A 19,805-nucleotide genomic window follows, 5' to 3' on the forward strand; every position below is an offset into this window, starting at 1 on the left:
AGAGAGAACTCCATTTTTTATGTAAAAAAATAGACGTCCACTCATCTGGATTCCAAATGGTCGACGTCTATTTGTTTAAAGTGTTAAAGTCTAACTGGTGCGTACAGCCTAATTTCGCTCCATATAGCCCAGGATGCTCCGTTGCATTTCATCTACTGCCGAAAGCCGTGCGCTATAGCCGAGCAATGTTTCACCGTCAAAATGTGCATGGATGAAGCCAGAGGCACGAAGCTTAAAAATATGGTCGTGCGTGATTCCCTTGGACAGCTTGAGATGACGGACAATCTCAATAAAGGTGCGTGGAGACTGGCTTTGGTACAAATATTTTAAAATCTTGAGCCTGCTCTTCTCCCCCAAGCTTCGGATCATTCGATATTCCTGTGGGGATAAAAAATCGTCCTCCTGAACATAAATTCTTGCCGAGTAATGGCACAACAGGAGCGACCCAAATCGATAAATAATATTTATCGGCTGAAAATGATATTGCGGTACCAGCAACACCTGCGTCAGCCCTTCGGAAGGCTCGAATCGGAAGCCATTTGTTGTACGATCCACCCACTCCATAGAGCTATATGCGCCCTTCTCCCGGTTTCTACGTTCCGCTTCCTGTTTCAGCCCGCTTAGAATCCTTGTATCCACATGACGAAAATACTCTTTATCCCAACCGGATAGCAGCTGCAATGCAAGTTTGCGAAGCTTCTCCATGTCGTCAGGCAGCGGTATCCCATAGGCTGATGCCTGTTCGTTTAATTCCTGTACAGTCCGGTTCTCCAGACGGTCTACGACCTCTTCAACGTTCCCCTGATCAGAAAGCATACAGACGAGTCCATAAATAACCTTCCAATCTGCATTGATTTCCAAGGACTCCAGCAATTCGGACAAACCTGGAGACAGCGTTCCACGCACTTGCTCCGCCCACTCGGCTGATAAATCGGTCTTCTTGTAAGCCTTGCGGCAAATAAAGGTGTGTAAGCTGCTGAGCAGCTCAAACACCGGTCCATATGCTACATGTACATCGTAAGGAGCATTCACGTCGTGACTCATCGCTTTCTGTCCTCTTTTCTTTCATATCTGATGTCCATTATACATACTATCGTACACCCGTTCATTCTTAGTGATCCATTCATACGAGAATGTAGCAAAACACAGATACAAATATGAACGTAAACAAGCACCATAATCAAGGCGCAAAAAAAGCCTGATCTCATCAGACTCTAACTGTTCAGCTATGAATTAGAAAAGGTTGTCTCCCACAAATAATCGCAGGAGACAACCTTTAGATAAATAATATGATGTTTAAAGTTTGTTAGCTGTTACTTTCCACTCTAATATTCCTGTGGATGCTGAACCTTTGGATACCATTTCAATTCTTAATTTCGTTGTTTTTACAGGCGTAAAAGTAGTTGTATTATACTGGTTTGCCGAAGTACCCAATCCATTAGCCTGCTTGACATTAGACCAGCTGCGACCATTCCAATACTTAATCTTGTAAGATTTAGGAACATCAACGCCAGCGCCATCTTGGAACCAATAGACATCCGTTTGGGATAACGTATATTCTTGATCAAAATCATATTGGACCCATTGTGTACCCGTCTCAGGCCAGTTACCATACACGGCATGACTTCGATCATTAGAGCTGATTGGGTCAAATCCATCATTAAGCGCGCTCACATTTTCCCAAGGCGAAGTATAAGAAGTGCTGACCGTTGCAGCTGGCGCAATGTTTACGTTTTCATCAGGTGATGGATCGATGGGACCCTCATCGCCGTTAGTCACGCTTGGGAAACGAGAAGTATCTTTTTTGAGCTGACTCCAGGTATAACGCAGCATCCAGATATCCCAGTCGGTGATATGATCGGAATTACCGGCCCACATAATAGTGTTCGTTGGGAATCCACCTGGTGGACGCTCATGTTCTTCATAAAAATCGTTTAATCCAAATCCATGCCCAATTTCATGTTCAGTAATCTCAATCTCATCCGAATTCACCGTACTCAGAACGTATTCATCATTCATACGCTGTCCCCAGTCGCCGCCGGCTCCCCCGCCAAAATTTTCTGTGGCCCAGAGATACATATCAAAGCGTTTATCCAATCCACCCGGATACGAATAGTTTGGGTTCGAAAAATGTTCAAATCGCGATATTTCATTAGGTGCAACGGGAAGCGCGGCAGGAATTTCCGGTTTTTCAGAAGCTAGTGTATCTGTAATGGTATCCGTATAAATGACCTCGTCAGGCTGCTTGTCTAGGAGCAGTGAAGGATCGGCAACAGCCCAGCCTACCACTTTTACTTTAATATTCTTATAGGGCCAGCCGTCATATCCTTGTAGATGATCTGTCCATTGGTTTATCTGCCGATCTATCATTCTAGCAATATCCTGACGTTGCTTCAGTGTAACGGGCTTAGAGGATTGCCAGCGTATAACATAATTAAGAGTCCCTTTTCCCGCAAAAATTTGATCAAAAATCGTATTTTTACGCGCCGTCGAGCCTTCGGTCAACATTCTATTCTTCCAAACCCATTCCACCGATGATTTGAGATAAGCTGGCATGTCAGCCAATGTCGAATCACCCGTTGCCGCAATTACAGAATCCCCGTTTAGATGAGAATCCGCTGATACAAAACTAGCGTTTCCCATCAGTAGTGAACTAGCAATGACTACTGAAAAAGAAGCCATCACCATTCCTTTTCTGTTCAACATGTATGTACCTCCATATCCATCTGTATTATTACAGTAGTTTTCTTGAAACGATGATCTCTATCACCTCTCTTTTCGCATTTACGAACAAATCTAGGAGATCAAGAGTACACTATCAATTCTCCTTGTCGTTTTTTGTAAATAATCACAAATCATATTATCACTGGATTATTGAATCGTCAATATTTTCCTTAATGATTTAAATTAGTCATTTTAATTGTATATTGGAATATACACATACCCTTTGCATGTACAAAACTAGTATTTTATAAAATGAAAAAACCGTTTATTCACTAAATCAATTCCACAATCCCCGCTGGCTCCGCCTTATCATACCCTTTCAACTGCTTATTCCAATTATTGATTTGCCGACTCAGCATGGAAGCCCTATCTTTACGCTGCTGAAGAGTGATATTTTTAAAGGATTGCCAACGCACTACATAATTTAGCGTTCCTTTTCCCGCATAGATTTGACCAAAATCAAATTTTTACGGTTGGTTGAGCTACCTTTTATTTTTACGAGACAATCTAAAAGGACAAATCCTACTCTCTTATTACACCCACTCTTGATTTTAAATAAAATTACAAAATTATACTATAATTGGAATGATACAGCGTCAAACAAAAATATCCCCTCTACAAGGAGGGGATATTTTATCCATAGACTAGGCTCGCACTCCTACTCTATGGATATCAATGCCGAATCTGCCAGTGAAGCCAGTAGCTTCGCTGTTCCGGGCAACGCGCGGTCGTCCAGATCAAAGGCAGGATGATGCCATTCCTGGCTTCCCGCAGTGCCGACAAAGACAAATACACCGGGGATGTTCTTCTGATAAAACCCAAAATCCTCGCTGGCCGAGGATGGTATGGGACGAACCACGTCGAGACCGACCACTTCTGCCGCCTCCTCCGCGATGGCGGCCAACTTACCGTCGTTCAGCACAGGCGGCGGACCCTCGATCCAGCGGATGGTCGCTTTCGTGCCGAAAGCATCGGCAACGCCTTTTACGACCTGCTCGAAGCGCTCAGTCACCTGGGCGCGAACATTCTCGTCAAATGTGCGAATGGTTCCGTCCAAATGGGCGCGGTCTGGAATGATGTTCCAGGCGTTGCCACTGTGCAGCTTCGTGACGCTAATGACCGCGCTATCCAGCGGATTAACGCTCCGACTCACAATGGATTGCAGCGCCGTAATGATATGTGACGATACCACGATGGGGTCAATCCCTGCATGCGGCACTGCCGCATGTGTGCTCAGACCCTCCACCTCGATGTAAAAACCGTCTGCCGCTGCCATTAGCGGACCTTCTTTGATGCCGACCGTGCCTACGGGCAGGTCCGGCTTGTTATGCAGGCCAAATATGGCCTGCACCCCTGCCAACGCACCGCTGTCCAGCACTTGGGCAGCGCCTTTGGCCTTTTCCTCGGCTGGCTGGAACACCAGCCGAACCGTGCCTTTCAGCTCCTGCTCCCGCTGCTTCAGGAGTATGGCTGCTCCTAACAGGGATGCGGTATGAAAGTCATGCCCACAGGCATGCATTTTGCCGGGGTGCACCGAAGCATAAGGCAATCCCGTCTCCTCCTGAATGGGCAACGCATCAATGTCTGCACGAAGCGCAACAGTTGGCCCTTCCTGCTGTCCGCCGATTTCCGCAACTAATCCGGTACGCAGCGGCACATCCAAAATGGTTATGTTCTGTTCTTCCAGCAGACGGCGGATAAAGGCGGTAGTTTCAACCTCCTCGTTAGATAGCTCGGGATTTCGATGCAGATGGCGGCGAATGTCCACCAACTTCTGCTCCAAAACCTGCTCCTTCGTCCCGGTTGATCCACTCATCCCTATTCCTCCTTCGTGAACCCAAAATAGTTACAATTCTCTCAGACCAACAACATCTAGGACTGCACAGGCAATCCGGCAAAAGCTTCATGCAACAACTCGAACGAGCGCACACGCTTGTGTATATCTCTTATTCCTGTCGTAACGATCAGCTCATCGGCCTGATACTTCGCTTGAATTTCCGTCAGCACTGCATAGATTTCGTCTTTATTCCCTTTGTTAATTTGCGCTTGTGTAGCTTCAATTGTATATTCTTCACCCGATTGCTTGCCAAACTCTTCTGCACTTTCCAGCGTGCCCACCGTAGCCGTCTTGCCACTGGCCAGATGAATTTTGTACAGCTTGTGTTCACCTGCTAACTCCGCAGCTTCCTCGGAAGTGTCCGCTACAATGACTGAAAGCGCAAAAAGAGCTTTCGGCTCACGTCCATAACTATAATCGAAAGACTCCCGATACGTACGGAATGAATCCAATGCAACCTGCTCATTACTATTGATAAATTGCGAGAAAACATAGGGCAACCCCAAACGCGCAGCAATTCCAGCACTGTCTGTACTTGTACCCAAAACGTAAATATCTGCTGGTATTTCTGGAATCGGATTCGCCTGTAACCCGGCTAACGGTCCTTCTTCAGACGGAATATTATGAATATAGCGACTTACTTCATCAATTTTTTCTTCGAGAGAAGGCGCATCATGAATGTTTCGTTGTAACGCCTGTGTGGATTTCGGCAACCCGCCCGGTGCGCGTCCGATTCCCAAATCTACGCGACCCGGTGCAAGAGAGGACAGCACATTAAAGTTTTCAGCTACTTTATATGGGCTGTAATGCTGAAGCATCACTCCACCAGAACCGACTTTAATACGCTCAGTGCGTGCCAGCAAATGGGAAATGAGTACCTCTGGCGAAGAGCCCGCAACCTGCTCGGAATCGTGATGCTCTGATACCCAGAAGCGCGTAAATCCCAATTCCTCTACACGCTGTGCTAGCTTAATCGTATTACGAAGGGCCTGCGCTGCCGTTTCCCCCTCGTGTATAGGGCTTTGATCCAATACTCCGATTTTAATACTCATGTCTCCCTCTCCCGTCTAAATTGAATAGTTATATTCCGGTGTAATCCGTTTCAGAAATTGTTTGGTACGTTCCTCTTTGGGGTGGTTAAAAATGTCGTCCGGTGTGCCTTCCTCGATAATATGACCGCCATCCATAAATACCACATGATTTGAAACATCGCGCGCAAAGCCCATTTCATGTGTAACGACAATCATCGTAATGCCTTCCTTCGCAATCTTGCGGATCACCGACAGCACCTCACCCACCAATTCAGGGTCCAGCGCCGAAGTCGGCTCATCGAACAAAATCACTTCCGGGTTCAGCGCCAAAGCACGTGCTATGCCGACACGCTGCTGCTGCCCGCCAGACAGCTGGCTTGGATAATGATTCAGCTTTTCACCCAGACCGACCTTTTCCAGTACTTCAATGCTGATTTTTTTCGCTTCCTCCTGCTTGACCTTGCGGACAACGACAAGTCCTTCCATGACATTTTCCAGTGCTGTTTTATGCTTGAACAAATTGTATTGCTGGAAAACCATAGCCGTCTTTTGACGTAGAGCCAAAACATCCTTCTTCGCAGGTCGCTTGCAGTTCACTGTAAAATCGCCAATGCTGACTTCCCCATCATTCGGCTTCTCCAGATAATTAATGCAGCGTAGCAGAGTCGTTTTACCTGAACCGCTCGGGCCTAAAATAACGACGACCTCGCCTTTGTTCACGGTCAAATCAATGCCTTTGAGCACTTCATGTTTGCCGAACGACTTCGTAATATTTTGCAGACGGATCATGATGCTCGACCTCCATTAAACACATTGATTTTTTTCTCTACCAAGCCGGATATTCGTTCAATCAATACCGTCAAGCCCCAAAATAGCAGTGCAGCTGCAATATATACCTCTAAATATTTCCAGTTAGTAGATGCCAGAATCTCAGCCTGTGCCTGGATTTCTGTGACCGAAACCGTGAAGGCCAAGGTAGAGCCATGAAGCATCCCAATAACGGAATTCGTCAGGTTTGGCAAACTCACCACGAACGCCTGCGGAAATACAATCCGTCTCAGCACTTGCCACGTCGTCATACCGACGGCATAAGCCGCCTCGATTTGTCCCTTGTTGACCGATTGAATTCCAGAACGGACGACCTCAGACATATACGCGCCACTGGTAATGGAAAACGAAATGAGTGCAAATACCATATAAGGAACATCTTTGGATTGCAGCGGCCAGCCGAAATGCTTCGCTCCCGCATCAATCAACAAAGGCAAACTGAAATAAATAAGCAGCAAATGCATCAGCATCGGTGTGCCACGGATAAAGGTAACGTAACCGTGAGAAATCTGGGACAACACAGGAACCTTATAGATTCGCGCCAGCGCCGTTATAATACCGATGACCAACCCTGCCAGTACGGAAACCACCGTAATAATTAAGGTGTTGGGCAACGCGGAGAACAACCCTAAAAAGGCAGTATATATAAAGCCAAAATCCAGACTCATATGCCTTTACCTCCTTTACTAAGACGGGGACTTCTCAGGTAACGCACCACAAAGCTTTTTCGTTTTTCGGGTTCTTTCTGTACTGCATCCCGATGCTCATGCCGGAGAAGCGTATTTTCCAGCACCTTGAACAATTTTTGTAAAATCAGACTGATCACCAAATAGATAAGGGATAACGCGATATAGGTTTCAACAAAATGTTGGGTAGCCGCCCCTAATGTCTGTGATTTCCCTGTCATCTCCATCGCTCCGATCGTAAATGCCAGCGAAGTATCCTTCAGATTGCCAATCACCAGATTGGAAAATACCGGAACCACGACAGCCAGCGCTTGCGGCATAATGATACGTGTAAAGGTCTGATAGCCTGACATGCCGACGGACTGTGCAGCCTCGATTTGCCCCCGATCTACAGCCTCTACTCCTGACCTGATAATTTCGGAAATAAAGGCTCCACTATTGAGCGCGTAGGTTGCTACGGCAAACCACAGCACATCCCATCTGGAGGAATTGATATCCACCAGCTTTAGTAGCTCTGGCAGGCCGTAATACACCAGAAACAATTGGATTAGAATAGGGGTTCCGCGAAAAAAGGAAACATACACTTGAGAAACACGTTTGAGAAATGGAATGTTATACATGCGAGGCAGCGCAACCAACAGACCAATGATAAGCCCCAATACAAGCGAGCTTGCCACAATAAACAAGGTGATGTGTAAGTAAGACAGCATTTTCGGGATAAAGCTAAAAACATAGTCAATATTGAACTCTCTGCTCATATGCCTGCCTCCTTTCTATACATCAGCGGCCAGAATACATAGAGTACCCTGACCGCTGAAATGTCCACGTCTATCCTTACTTCTTACTGCTGCTACCTTCTTTTTTCACATCTTCCAGAGACTTAGTGAAATCCTCTCCAAGCCATTTAATGCTCAGCTTCGACAGCGTACCGTCGTCCTTCACTTCCTGAATGGCTTTGTCGAGGTCATCCGCCAACCCTTGCTCATTTTTGTTCAGTACATACAGTACATCCGATTGAGTCAAAGGATCACCAACGGTTTTCAGAGCTACTTCTCCTTTTTCATCGGTGTTAAAACGGTTCGCAAAGTCTGTCGTAACGGTAGCATCTATACGGCCGCTCGTAATTTGTTGTACCGTATCATTGGCTGCACCACTCGTATAAACGATATTCAGGGCATCTCCGTGGGTTTTGTTATACTCTTTCAGCACATACGCCGCATTACTGGTTGGACTGGTGAGTACCTTTTTCCCTTTCAAATCATCAATTGAATGAATGGTATTGTTATCCTTCGCTACAGCGACTCTGTTCAGAAAAATGCTATACGGATTTTTGTTGAACAGATACTTGGCCTCGCGCTCCGGGTTTTTTTCCATTTGATGCGATACCAGATCAATCTTGCCGGCATCGAGACTTAGCAGCAAATTTCCAAAGTCCATCGTTTTGAATTCAAATTCGTATTGAGGCAGGCGCTTGTCCAGCTCCTTAATCAGCTCCACATCAAAACCTGTTAAATTTCCGTTTTCGTCAATAAAGCATACATTTTTGAATTGAGTACCTGTGCCTACGATAATTTTCTTCACGTCTCCGCTTGAACCTGACGCGCTAGACGCGTTATCTGAGGAACCGCAGCCTGCCAACACCAGGATGATTGCCATAACAGACAATATTGCAAACCACTTTTTCATATGAATCCCCCTCATCTCTTTGTATATCAGCAGTTTGCGACATACATGGTAGCTACAACATCCAATAATTAATAATTCCTATAAGTTTAATTGGTTTTAGGATGTGATTAATTTAACACCTGGAAACCTATACGTCAATCCATCAAGCCATAGAACTTTTCTATAACAAAAAAGCACCCCGGAAACCTTCTGTCAGTGCATCTGCAAAATCTGAGGTCACTGCACAGTCTTCTTTGGTCGCTATTATGCTAATCTGCATCGACACCCCAGCTACCTCTGGAACATGGATACGGAACAGTTTCTGTTCTTTTACTTCACGGTTCACACAGACATCCGGCAAAAAGGCAATACCCGCTTCCTCCAATACCAGCTTTTTGGCCGTGACCACATTGTCTACCTGAAAAGCAATGTCCGGTGGCTGCTCCAGTGATTCAAAAGCGCGATGGATTCTCATCCAATCTAATGATCCGCATTCAAAAAACACCAGTGTTTCACGTTGAATATCCTGTATGCTGGCCTTTCCTGTCTTCATAAACGGATGGCCGTCGTATACATACAGGGAAATCGGATCTTCATAAAAAGCAAGCGTACGGATAGCCGGATGCATCACTTTACGGACAAAACTAATGTCTACCTCACGGTTCAACAGTTTATGTACCAGTTGATCCGTCGTAGCCGTCACAATTTTGTAGTTAACCTCTGGATAACGGGCACGAAGCTGCTTTAATATTTCAGGAATGATGTAGTTCGACACCGATATCGTGCAACCAATTCGAATTTGCTGAGGGGCTTTCTTACGCTGTTGGAGCTTTTGTTTCCCTTTTTGCAGCACCTGAAGCATCTGCTCCGCATAAGGAAGAAACTTTCGTCCATCCTCCGTCAGAACCGTTTGCTTGCTTTGGCGGTCGAACAACTTGCATTCTAGCTCGCGCTCTAGCGTCTGAATCCGGGCTGTAACAGAGGGCTGGGACAAGAACAAGGCTTCTGCAGCCTTATTAAAGCTCCCATAATGATTCACGTATACAAAGGCTTCCATATTCTCGATATTCATACGCAAGTCCCCCAGTAAGTTTTATATACATTTATCCAATAAGTTAACTTGGTTTTTTGTATCATAAAACTCACTGAACGACCTGTCAATGGAAATATTGAAAATATCTATAATTTTAATAGCTCATTTAGTTCTTTAACAGAACGTTCCAACCGTGCAACCAATTCTTCCGACAACCCGTATGCTCCATCTGGCAGACGTTCGACCCACTGATCCACTGCATACACCCCGCCAAGAATATGTCTTCCGCCCAGTGCATTAATAACCGGCTTCAAGGCATAGTCAATGACCAGCAGGTGAGCCAGTGTACCTCCGATAAATAAAGGCAAGACTGGTTTCCCTCTTAGCCCCTCCTGCGGAACCAAATCCAGGAATATTTTCAATAGCCCTGAATAGGACGCCTTATAGACTGGAGAAGCCACAATAACGGCATCCGCTGCTGCAATCAATGCAAGTGATGCTGTGACGTCGGGGCTGTTAAAGTTAGCTGTGACCAGATCCTCCGCTGGCAAGTCGACCACATTCAGTAATGTGACCTCCGCTCCAGCCTGCTGCAACTGCTCCGTTGTATAGTTAATCAAGCCGTATAAACGGGATTGTGTAGACGGACTGCCTGATAGGATGACAACCTTGGACATATTTTTCCCTCCTTCTGTTATGCGTCAACCTTCACTTTGGATCTGGCTGCTGTATAGCGGTTCTCAGGAATAGGCACGCCCAGGTTTTCACGCAGTGTGCTAAATTCATAATCCTGACGGTAAATACCGCGTTCCTGCAAAATAGGCACAACCAGATTGACGAAGTCATGCAGACCCGATGGCACATCAGAACCAATAATGAATCCGTCTGCCCCTTTTCTTTCGAACCACTCCTGCACTTGATCCGCTACTTGCTCAGCGGTTCCGATAAAAGAGGTTCTCGGTGTAGCTGAACGCAATGCAACCTCGCGTAAGGTCAAATTTTGTTCCTTGGCTACTCGTTTAATTTTATCTGTACCGCTGCGGAACGCATTGCTGCCAATACCATCAAGCTCAGGGAATGGCTCATCCAGCGGATATTGTGAGAAATCATGATGATCGAAGAAACGTCCCAAATACTTTAACGCAGCCTCAATCGTCACCAGATTCGTGATCTCTTCATACTTACGTTCCGCTTCCTCCGTCGTGCTGCCAATAATCGGCGAAATGCCCGGCAAAATGACAATATCCTCTTCGGATCTACCATAACGTACCGCACGTTCTTTCACATCACGATAAAACTGCTGCGCTTCCTCTAACGTTTCATGTCCTGTAAATACAGCATCCGCTTCCTTGGCGGCCAGGTTTTTGCCATCCTCCGAGGAACCTGCCTGGAAAATAACCGGCTGTCCCTGCTTGGATCGTCCAATGTTCAGCGGACCCTGCACAGAGAAAAACTCGCCTTTATGGTTCAATGTATGCAGCTTTTCAGGATCAAAGAATACGCCGGCTTCCTTATCACGAACGAACGCATCCTCTTCCCACGAGTCCCACAGTCCTTTGGTAACCTGCAAATATTCCTCTGCAATTTTATAGCGCTGCGGATGCGACGGGTGCTCGCCTTTACTAAAGTTAAGGGCAGAGCCTTCCAGCGGGGAAGTCACCACATTCCAGCCTGCACGACCTCCGCTAATATGATCAATGGAAGAAAACTGGCGTGCTACCGTGAACGGTTCGCTATAGGAAGTCGACAGTGTGCCGACCAGTCCGATATGCTTCGTCACCCCAGCCAAAGCGGACAAAATCGTAATTGGTTCAAAACGGTTCAGAAAGTGGGGAATGGATTTTTCGTTAATGAACAGGCCATCTGCGATAAATACGAGGTCAAACTTCCCTTCCTCTGCCTTTTGCGCCTGCGTTTTATAAAATTCAAAGTTAACACTCGCATCCGCAGGTACTTCAGGGTGACGCCAAGTCGTTATGCTTCCCCCAACACCGTGGATAATCGCACCAAATTTAATTTGTCTATTCTTAGCCATAACTCTTCCACCTCTCTTGAAAATAATGATTTCCCGTCGGCTTATACCACTTGATTGTAACTTTCCAGCACTTTACCCAACTCTTCCAGATCCGGGTTGAGCAGTGCTTCATATTTATTATCCCCGCCTACCTCGACGACAGGGACATAACGAATACCATATTTGGTCTCCAGCACGTCACGCAGCACATCATTTCCGTCCACTTGGATATTTTCATACGGCTGATTTTGGGATTCCAGGTACGATTTGATCTCTCCACAAAAATGACAGCCGGTTTTACTCCACAATACAACTTTAGGTTTGGACGACATATACATACCTCCGTGAGCTTAATGTTTATAATCCCGATGAATTAAATAAGAATTATATTTATAATGTATCCTGCTGCCCCTTTTCCGTCAATCGCTTGTGTAATAGACATTGCTAATTCAACGATAGAAAATTTTAATTTTATATCGTAATTAATCGGTTAATTGGTAGTCAAGTTATCTAAATTCAGATAATTTGAAGTTTAAATGGACCCTGGTGCGGACATCCTTGGAATAATAGCGCCCTTGTGGTGAAATGAAATGAGGTTGAACAAATGCAGGAATGGTCCATTGTAGCTTTACGTACGTTATTAGCTATCGTTATTCTTTTTGTGATTACCAAGATTCTTGGAAAAAGACAGGTATCGCAGCTTTCCTTGTTCGAATATATAACTGGAATCACCATCGGTAACTTGGCGGCTTCAATTCCTTTGGAACGTGAATCCTCCTGGTACTTGGGGACTGTGTCGTTAGCCGTATGGGTACTTACAACACTTGGTATTGAATTTTTACAAATTAAAAGCAAGAAAGTCAGAGATTTATCAGATGGAAAGACGACAATCCTGATCAAAGACGGCAAAATTTTAGAGGATAATATGAAAAAGGAAAGGCTAACGCTAGATGAGCTCATGGAGCAGCTGCGGAGTAAAAATGTATTCAAGGTGGCAGACGTGGAATTTGCCATTATGGAGACCAGTGGTGCGATCAACGTGCTGCTGACCAAAGACAAGCAGGCCGTGACGCTTAAGGATCTGAATATACAGCAATTACCGGAGAAGGAACCCACAGCCGTCATTATGGATGGGCAACTTATGGAGCAACAAATGGCATATATGGGGATCACTCAACAATGGCTGGATGCAAAGCTAAAGGAAAAGAGCCTAACGGTCAAAGATGTGTTTTTCGCACAGGTGGACCCGCAAGGAGAACTATACATCGATCAATATAGTGATAATGTACAGCTAAGCAAGGTGCAGGATTCGAATCAAGCCGTGCTGACTTTGCTGGAACAATGCACAACGGAGTTGCAAAAACTCGCATCTGGTTCCAGCGAGCAACAAAGAAAACAGCTATATGAGCAATGCTCACAAAGCTTGAAAGAAGCTATACAGGAGATGCAGCCGCTAAATACATCTAAGTCCTAAGCACATACGCATATGCCATAAGAGTAGAAGCATGGGAACTAAAAAGGAGCGTCCTTCAGCCGTTTATGGCTTTGAAGACGCTCCTTTTTAACTTACTGTGCCGGTGTACATTTCACAGTTGCTGCTGCCTTCCATTACTTTCTGGCGCAGCGGCAGCATAACTGTAAATACCGTTCCTTCTCCCACCTTGCTGGATACAGAGATAGAGCCAGTATGCATCTCTGTTATTTTATAAGCAATGGACAGTCCCAAGCCGCTGCCTCCTGCAGTTCGGGCCCGTGACTGGTCTGCTTTATAAAATCGTTCAAAAATTCGCTGCTGATCCTGGTCGTTGATGCCCTGTCCCGTATCCGCAATGCAGATAACCGCCTGATCACCGTTACTTGAAAGAGAAACAGATATGCTTCCACCCTGCGGTGTAAATTTAATGGCATTGTGAAGAAGATTCACCCAAACCTGGCCCATCAGATCCTCGTCTGCGTTGACCTCAACTATATCCACCTCAACAGTCATCTCGATTTTTTTAGCCTCCCATTGCGGTTCGCAGGCGAGAATAAGCGAAATCAGCTGCTTGTCCAGCCGATAAAGGGATGGACGAAACGGATGCCGCTCCGAATCCAGAATCGCCAACTTCATGAGATTATCGCTTAGCTTGGATAGACGAATACACTCCGTCTCGATGATCGTCAAATACCGATCTCGCTGCTCACGATTCAGATTCTCGTCCTTGAGCGCTTTGGCGAATCCGATTATCGAGGTCAGCGGTGAGCCGATTTCATGGGATACGTTCGATATAAACTCCTCCCGCAGCTTTTCCATAGCCTTCAGATTTGCAGCCATATCATTGATGCTGTCCACCAACTGTACATAAGGATGCGGCCTCCGATGTTTTCCGTTCCGCCCGCCGAGGTCCCAATCCAGGTTAATGTGAAAGTCTCCTTGCGAAATACGTTTTAATGCATCGATCATTTCGGTAAAAGCGTGCTGTTCTCTAGGCTGGAAGAAACGCCTTACCGTCATACTGATAATACCGAAGAAGAAAAAGCCTAGCGTCGTATTCATAAGAAAGACGAACAAACCATGGGGAGCCCATGACATGTGCGAATAGATCGCCTCCATAATAAAGTACGCGGCAGCCCAGCTAAGATATAGCACCAATACTACCAGCAGGACTCTCGCAAGAATATGGAGTAACCCCGGTTCCCTCTTCATTGCCGTACCTCCAGCCGATAACCCAATCCCCGGATCGTACTGATCCGGAAGGAGTGGCTTGCCTCCGGAAATCGTTCCCGAAGGCGTTTGATATGGACATCAACCGTTCTTTCGTCTCCCTCATAATCATAACCCCAGATCTGTTCGATCAGCTGGTCGCGGGTAAAGGTTTTGCCAGGATAGCTGGCCAACTTGAAGAGCAGCTCAAATTCTTTGAGCGGCAGGGTAATCTCCTTCTCTCCAGCCCGACACTCAAATGTATCGCTGCGCAGGACAAGATCTCCGACAGTTACTGATTTTGAAGCCATGATACGATAACGTTTTAATAAAGCCTTCACACGTGCGACAAGCACCATGGGGTCGAATGGCTTGACAAGATAGTCGTCCGTTCCGAGCGCGAAACCTTTCACGATCTGTGACGTCTCGCCTTTAGCTGTAAGCATAAGCAGCGGCAGGTCGGTTTGCTCTCGCAGCTTACGACACAGCTCCCAACCATCCATTCCCGGCATCATGATATCAAGAACAAGCAAATCGACCTTGATTTGATCAAAAATGCGCATCGCGTCCAAACCATCCACCGCCTCGACTACCTCCAGTCCTTCCATTCTCAAAAAGTGTCCGACCAGTTCACGAATATGCGGATCATCATCAACGACCAATACACGTGCCATTTCAATCCCCCCTAACTAACTCTGCCTTAAATCTCTCGTCCTCGTCAAGAAGACTGCCATCTTATGCTTTACGCATATAAGCACGCACCGTAAGCGGCGCGAAGATCGCCACAATGACTGTAGCGCCAAGTAGGGAGATCGCCAGTTCCCCGCCAATCGTTCCCGTATTCGCAAGCTCTCTGACTGCGTTCACAAGATGTGAAATCGGGTTGGCGTTCACAAACCACTGCAGCCAACCAGGCATTGTGCCGACAGGCACAAATGCGTTGGAAACAAAAGTGAGCGGAAACAGAACAATCATGGAGATGCCCTGTACACTAGAAGCAGTGCGGGCAATCACGCCAAAGAAGGCAAAAATCCAGCTGGCTGCCCAGGAACACACAATGACCAGAAGCGCGGCGATAGCTACACTCAGCAGTCCTCCCCCTGGCTGATACCCCAAAATATATCCCATGGCGAAGGTAAGTACAGTTGCAATAGTATACCGGATACTGTCAGCCAAAAGAGCTCCAGCCAAAGGCGCAATACGTGCGATTGGGAGTGACTTGAACCTGTCGAACACTCCTTTGTTCATATCCTCACGTAGTTGGACGCCGGTAACGACGGAGGTCGAGATCACAGTCTGCACGAGGATGCCTGGAATAATAACCGGCAAATAATGCTGCACGTCTCCTGAGATGGCGCCGCCAAAGATATAGGTAAACATAAGGGTAAAAATGATCGGCTGGAGCGTGACATCAAACAATTGTTCGGGAGTATGCCGGATCTTTAGAATGCCCCGGTAGGCCATCGTCATGGAATTGGAGAACGCCTGCCTGAAACTCACAGACTTCTTCAATGTGCGATCAGAACCTGTCATAGCAGTAATACTCTTCATGCTCTCGCCCCCTCCACAGCATGCGCTCCTTGGGACGTCTTGTTTACTTGTGCTCCATGACCAGTGATGGACAAAAACACCTCGTCAAGCGTCGGCTTTTGCACACTCATCTCTGCTAGGCGAATCTCTCCAGTACGGAGGGCAATCAGCAGGTCCGTTACCCGATCTGCATTGGCCATCGGAGAAATAATCTTTCCAGCTTCCACTGACACGCTGGACTTGACTGAAAGCACCTGTTCAACGATCTGAACAGCCCTCTCAATGTCCTGTTGATTTTGTACTTTGAGTTGCAGCGTCGACGCCCCTACTGCCGCTTTCAGTTCATCCACCGTACCCTCAGCGACTACCCGACCACGATCGATCACCGCGATTCGGTCAGCAAGTTGATCCGCCTCATCGAGATACTGGGTTGTGAGCAGTACGGTGGAACCGGTCTTGACCAGACGCCGGATCGTGTCCCACATCTGGACACGCGTGCGCGGGTCTAATCCGGTGGTCGGCTCATCCAGGAAGATTAGCGGCGGCTTGGCAATGAGACTTGCAGCCAAATCCAGCCGTCGGCGCATACCTCCAGAGAAATGCTTTAGCGGTCGTTTGGCCGCTTCGGCCAAGCCAAATTCCTCCAGCAGCTCCGCTGCCTTATGACGCGCCTCGGCACGTCCCAGTCCAAGTAGCCTGGAGAAGATGATCAGGTTCTCGGTAGCGCTAAGCGACTCATCGACCGATGCGTACTGGCCTGTCACCCCGATCAATTGACGCACAACCTGCGGTTCCTTTACTGCATCGTGCCCGAAAATACGGGCCGATCCCCTATCAGGCCGTAATAATGTTGACAGCATTCGGATGGTAGTCGTTTTGCCTGCTCCATTAGGACCGAGCACCCCGTAGATCGTGCCAGCACGTACATTCAAATCGACACCGTCAACTGCACACTTATCACCAAAAGCTTTAACGAGTCCCCTTGCTTCAATGGCCAAGGTCTCTTTTCTGTCTGTATAATCCACATTCATATCCTCCCTATACGGTTTCTATAGAGAGGATAACCCACGTTTATGAACTGAATATGAATAGAACCGTTTACGTTTTCCAAAATTCATGATAATTTCTTTCTGACAGAGAAGCCAAAGAAGTCCCTATATGGGACTTCTTTGGCTTTGTCCTTTTAATGAATAATGGAAAACCTTTATTTCCAGATTCGGCTTCATGCTAAGCACTAACTTGGATATTGAACCTATTTACACTGTAAAAAAATAATCTCGTTCTACCTTGCTCACTCTTAAACCAAATGTTTTATACCACTCGGATTTCCCTTTTTCCTGCGCTACCTTGTGCAGCTCGTTATGTTTCCAATTTTTTATAGCGTCCAGAGACTCCCAATAGGAAACTGTAATGCCTACTCCATTGTGGTCACGAACACTTTCCATACCTAGAAAACCTGGCTGTTGGGCAGCCAGTTCCACCATTTTGTCTCCCATCACTCCGTACCCGCCATCTCCTTCCGTACGTTCAGAAGTAAAGATAGCCGCATAATAGGGCGGACGAGGAGTTTTAGCAATTGAGTTCATATGCCCCTCCTAAAACAAAATTAAATAACCTTTCTTTAATTTGATTATAATCATAAATATTAAATAAAAAAATGAATATATCTGATATGATACATGAATATATTTCATAAAAAAATAGGAGTGAATACGAATTTGTTTAAATATAAGATTTTTCTTTGCGTAGTTGAAATGGGAAGTTTCACAAAGGCCGGGGAAGTTTTAAATCTTACACAATCAGCAATCAGCCATGCGATCTCTGGATTGGAACATGAACTAGGGCTGACTCTTCTGATCCGAGGTCGTTCAGGCATCAAATTGACCAATAACGGGGAAAGATTGATGAAGCGATTTAGAGAGATTGTACAAATGGACGAAAAGCTCTACCAAGAGGTAGCTTTAATTAAAGGATTGGAAATCGGAACCGTAAAGATCGGCACATTTTCAAGCGTCTCTATTCATTGGCTGCCCCGTATTCTAAAAAAATTCAATGAGCAGTTTCCTCTTATTGAAATAAAACTGCTCGATGGGAACTACCATGAAATTGAGAGCTGGATAGTCAGTGGGGAAGCTGATTTCGGCTTTGTGAACCTACCCACGTTAGACGCATTAGAGGCGTTGCCATTAAAAGAAGAAAGCATGCTTTGTCTACTTCCTTCCGATCATATTCTTGGAAAGCAAGCCTCAATTCGAGTAGAACAGCTCAGAGATGAGCCTTTCATTATGCCTGTTGCAGGCTGTGACACGGATGTAAGAAATATTTTTTCACAGCATAATATGTCACCTAAAATCAAATATGAATTAGAAGATGACCATGCGATTATGGCTATGGTGCAGAATGGCCTAGGCGTGAGTATTCTTCCTGAAATGATCCTGTCTCACATTCCTTACGACATCTCTATTCGACCTTTGGACGAAAGGCATTCCCGTACTATCGGTATCGCTACCGCTTCCTTAAAAAATGTTTCTCCAGCCGCTAAAAAATGTATGGACTTTATTACTGAATGGATCAACTAGCTTCATCATGTCGGCCAAGGAAGCGGATTCTCAAAACTGGACCAATCCATATCCATTTCGTTATCGTTCAGTAGGCATTCATCTAGCTCTTCTTCCAAGTCCGGTCGATTCATTCCGATACCTATCATGACGATTTCGTTCATGCGGTCGCCCCATTGTTCATCCCAATGGTCCAGAGCCTCAGGATCGGCTGCCACGATCTCCTGCCGTTCTTCTTCAGATAACGCAGCAAGCCAGCTTCCCGCAGGGCCAAATTGAATAGATGGTCCTGCCTGGCTAATACTCGCTGCCCAATCCTGCGGGGTAGCAATCCAGGCCAAACCTTTGGCGCGAACGACCTCCTCCGGCCAGTAGCTCATAAATTCAGCCAATCTCGCAGGATGAAATGGCCTTCTACGGCGATATACAAAGGAATTGATCCCATATTCGTCTGTTTCCGGTGTATGGCTTTCAAGCTTCAGCTCCCGAATCCATCCAGCGGATTGACTAGCTTTGTCTAAATTGAACAGCCCTGTATTCAAAATGTCCGAAGGAGCGACCTTTCCCTTGGAAGTTCGAATGATTCGGGCTTCAGGCTGTAATCTCCGCAGCACACCCTCCAGCTTGTCTAGCTCCACAGGCTGAACCAGATCGCACTTATTTAAAATCAATACATCACAGGTTTCAATCTGGTCAATCAGCAAGTCCGAGATATCACGCGTGTCGTCTTCACCAGTAGCCTGCCTACGATCCAGTAGCGTTTCTCCTGATTCAAAATCATGCCAGAAACGGTTCGCATCAACAACGGTTACCATGCAATCCAGTTTTGCCAGCGAAGCCAAATCAATGCCAGTTCCTTCATCGGCGTACGTAAAGGTTTGAGCGATTGGCACGGGCTCACTGATACCTGTAGATTCGATTAAAATATAATCAAACTCGCCTTGTTCCGTCAGCTTCTTGACCTCCAGTAATAAATCTTCACGCAATGTGCAGCAAATACAACCATTAGACAACTGGACCAGTTTTTCTTCTGTTCTGGACAAGCCGCCCTCTTTTTTAACCAGCTCGGCATCTATATTCACTTCACTCATGTCATTGACGATAACTGCCACCTTCATTCCGTCCCGATTGTTTAATACATGATTCAAAATCGTTGTTTTTCCTGCACCCAAATATCCGCTCAACACGGTTACCGGTATTGGTTTCTTATTCATCG

General features: G+C 46.2%; 20 protein-coding genes and 1 pseudogene. 2 read left to right on the forward strand and 19 right to left on the reverse strand.

Annotated features, from left to right (window positions below; translation table 11 throughout):
- Positions 1–108: 108 nt before the first annotated feature.
- The 13 genes and pseudogenes from WA407_RS03555 to WA407_RS03615 all read right to left on the reverse strand — a co-directional run bounded on the left by WA407_RS03555 (position 109) and on the right by WA407_RS03615 (position 12,150).
- Positions 109–1,044: an ArsR family transcriptional regulator gene (locus WA407_RS03555; RefSeq protein WP_322162028.1), complete on the reverse strand. Its 936-nt coding sequence runs from the start codon at positions 1,042–1,044 to the stop codon at positions 109–111.
- 252 nt (positions 1,045–1,296) lie between these two features.
- On the reverse strand, positions 1,297–2,706 hold the full coding sequence (locus WA407_RS03560; RefSeq protein ID WP_336076807.1) for a discoidin domain-containing protein: 1,410 nt from the start codon (positions 2,704–2,706) through the stop codon (positions 1,297–1,299).
- Between the two features lie 326 nt (positions 2,707–3,032).
- Positions 3,033–3,217: pseudogene (locus WA407_RS03565) on the reverse strand (dockerin); the annotation flags it as partial.
- Positions 3,218–3,382: 165 nt separating this feature from the next.
- A complete protein-coding gene (locus WA407_RS03570) occupies positions 3,383–4,540 on the reverse strand; it encodes an amidohydrolase (protein WP_336076808.1) in 1,158 nt (385 codons plus the stop codon).
- Positions 4,541–4,596: 56 nt separating this feature from the next.
- Positions 4,597–5,613, reverse strand: a complete 1,017-nt coding sequence (locus WA407_RS03575) for an LLM class flavin-dependent oxidoreductase (RefSeq protein ID WP_336076809.1) — start codon at positions 5,611–5,613, stop codon at positions 4,597–4,599.
- Positions 5,614–5,628: 15 nt separating this feature from the next.
- Entirely contained in the window at positions 5,629–6,381 is a 753-nt protein-coding gene (locus WA407_RS03580; protein ID WP_025722945.1) for an amino acid ABC transporter ATP-binding protein, read from the reverse strand.
- On the reverse strand, positions 6,378–7,088 hold the full coding sequence (locus WA407_RS03585; protein ID WP_061830372.1) for an amino acid ABC transporter permease: 711 nt from the start codon (positions 7,086–7,088) through the stop codon (positions 6,378–6,380). Before WA407_RS03585 ends, WA407_RS03580 begins: the two co-directional genes overlap by 4 nt.
- Positions 7,085–7,864, reverse strand: coding sequence for an amino acid ABC transporter permease (locus WA407_RS03590; protein WP_165175477.1), 780 nt, complete (start codon positions 7,862–7,864; stop codon positions 7,085–7,087). The genes WA407_RS03585 and WA407_RS03590 overlap by 4 nt, the downstream gene beginning before the upstream one ends.
- Before the next feature lie 76 nt (positions 7,865–7,940).
- Positions 7,941–8,792 (reverse strand): transporter substrate-binding domain-containing protein, encoded by an 852-nt coding sequence (locus tag WA407_RS03595; protein WP_028542376.1) that lies wholly within the window; start codon positions 8,790–8,792, stop codon positions 7,941–7,943.
- A gap of 160 nt (positions 8,793–8,952) precedes the next feature.
- On the reverse strand, positions 8,953–9,843 hold the full coding sequence (locus WA407_RS03600; RefSeq protein WP_336076811.1) for a LysR family transcriptional regulator: 891 nt from the start codon (positions 9,841–9,843) through the stop codon (positions 8,953–8,955).
- Between the two features lie 107 nt (positions 9,844–9,950).
- Positions 9,951–10,481, reverse strand: coding sequence for an NADPH-dependent FMN reductase (gene ssuE, locus WA407_RS03605; protein WP_029519116.1), 531 nt, complete (start codon positions 10,479–10,481; stop codon positions 9,951–9,953).
- A 17-nt stretch (positions 10,482–10,498) separates the two neighbouring features.
- Positions 10,499–11,839, reverse strand: coding sequence for an LLM class flavin-dependent oxidoreductase (locus WA407_RS03610; RefSeq protein WP_336076812.1), 1,341 nt, complete (start codon positions 11,837–11,839; stop codon positions 10,499–10,501).
- A 41-nt stretch (positions 11,840–11,880) separates the two neighbouring features.
- Positions 11,881–12,150, reverse strand: a complete 270-nt coding sequence (locus WA407_RS03615; RefSeq protein ID WP_061830367.1) for a glutaredoxin family protein — start codon at positions 12,148–12,150, stop codon at positions 11,881–11,883.
- 272 nt (positions 12,151–12,422) lie between these two features.
- Here WA407_RS03615 and WA407_RS03620 point away from each other — a divergent pair, with 272 nt between their 5' ends.
- On the forward strand, positions 12,423–13,292 hold the full coding sequence (locus WA407_RS03620) for a DUF421 domain-containing protein (RefSeq protein WP_254329727.1): 870 nt from the start codon (positions 12,423–12,425) through the stop codon (positions 13,290–13,292).
- Between the two features lie 87 nt (positions 13,293–13,379).
- Here WA407_RS03620 and WA407_RS03625 read toward each other — a convergent pair whose 3' ends face one another.
- From WA407_RS03625 to WA407_RS03645, 5 genes are all read right to left on the reverse strand, one after another.
- Positions 13,380–14,504 carry a sensor histidine kinase gene (locus tag WA407_RS03625; protein ID WP_235308205.1) on the reverse strand — a complete coding sequence of 375 codons (1,125 nt, stop codon included), beginning with the start codon at positions 14,502–14,504 and terminating at the stop codon, positions 13,380–13,382.
- Positions 14,501–15,175 carry a response regulator transcription factor gene (locus WA407_RS03630; RefSeq protein WP_235308204.1) on the reverse strand — a complete coding sequence of 225 codons (675 nt, stop codon included), beginning with the start codon at positions 15,173–15,175 and terminating at the stop codon, positions 14,501–14,503. The genes WA407_RS03625 and WA407_RS03630 overlap by 4 nt, the downstream gene beginning before the upstream one ends.
- A gap of 61 nt (positions 15,176–15,236) precedes the next feature.
- On the reverse strand, positions 15,237–16,052 hold the full coding sequence (locus WA407_RS03635; RefSeq protein WP_254329726.1) for an ABC transporter permease: 816 nt from the start codon (positions 16,050–16,052) through the stop codon (positions 15,237–15,239).
- On the reverse strand, positions 16,049–17,062 hold the full coding sequence (locus WA407_RS03640) for an ATP-binding cassette domain-containing protein (RefSeq protein WP_254329725.1): 1,014 nt from the start codon (positions 17,060–17,062) through the stop codon (positions 16,049–16,051). The genes WA407_RS03635 and WA407_RS03640 overlap by 4 nt, the downstream gene beginning before the upstream one ends.
- Positions 17,063–17,287: 225 nt before the next feature.
- The gene (locus WA407_RS03645; RefSeq protein WP_254329724.1) at positions 17,288–17,617 is read right to left on the reverse strand and encodes an antibiotic biosynthesis monooxygenase family protein; all 330 of its coding nucleotides are present in this window, start codon (positions 17,615–17,617) and stop codon (positions 17,288–17,290) included.
- Between the two features lie 93 nt (positions 17,618–17,710).
- On the opposite strand from WA407_RS03645, the gene WA407_RS03650 reads away from it, so the two are divergent.
- Positions 17,711–18,610 (forward strand): LysR family transcriptional regulator, encoded by a 900-nt coding sequence (locus WA407_RS03650; RefSeq protein ID WP_254329723.1) that lies wholly within the window; start codon positions 17,711–17,713, stop codon positions 18,608–18,610.
- 5 nt (positions 18,611–18,615) lie between these two features.
- Here WA407_RS03650 and WA407_RS03655 read toward each other — a convergent pair whose 3' ends face one another.
- Positions 18,616–19,803, reverse strand: coding sequence for a GTP-binding protein (locus WA407_RS03655; RefSeq protein ID WP_336076813.1), 1,188 nt, complete (start codon positions 19,801–19,803; stop codon positions 18,616–18,618).
- Positions 19,804–19,805: the final 2 nt, after the last annotated feature.

It is taken from the genome of Paenibacillus sp. 203 (assembly GCF_037027525.1).
GTDB classification, from domain to species: Bacteria; Bacillota; Bacilli; order Paenibacillales; family Paenibacillaceae; genus Paenibacillus; species Paenibacillus polymyxa_B.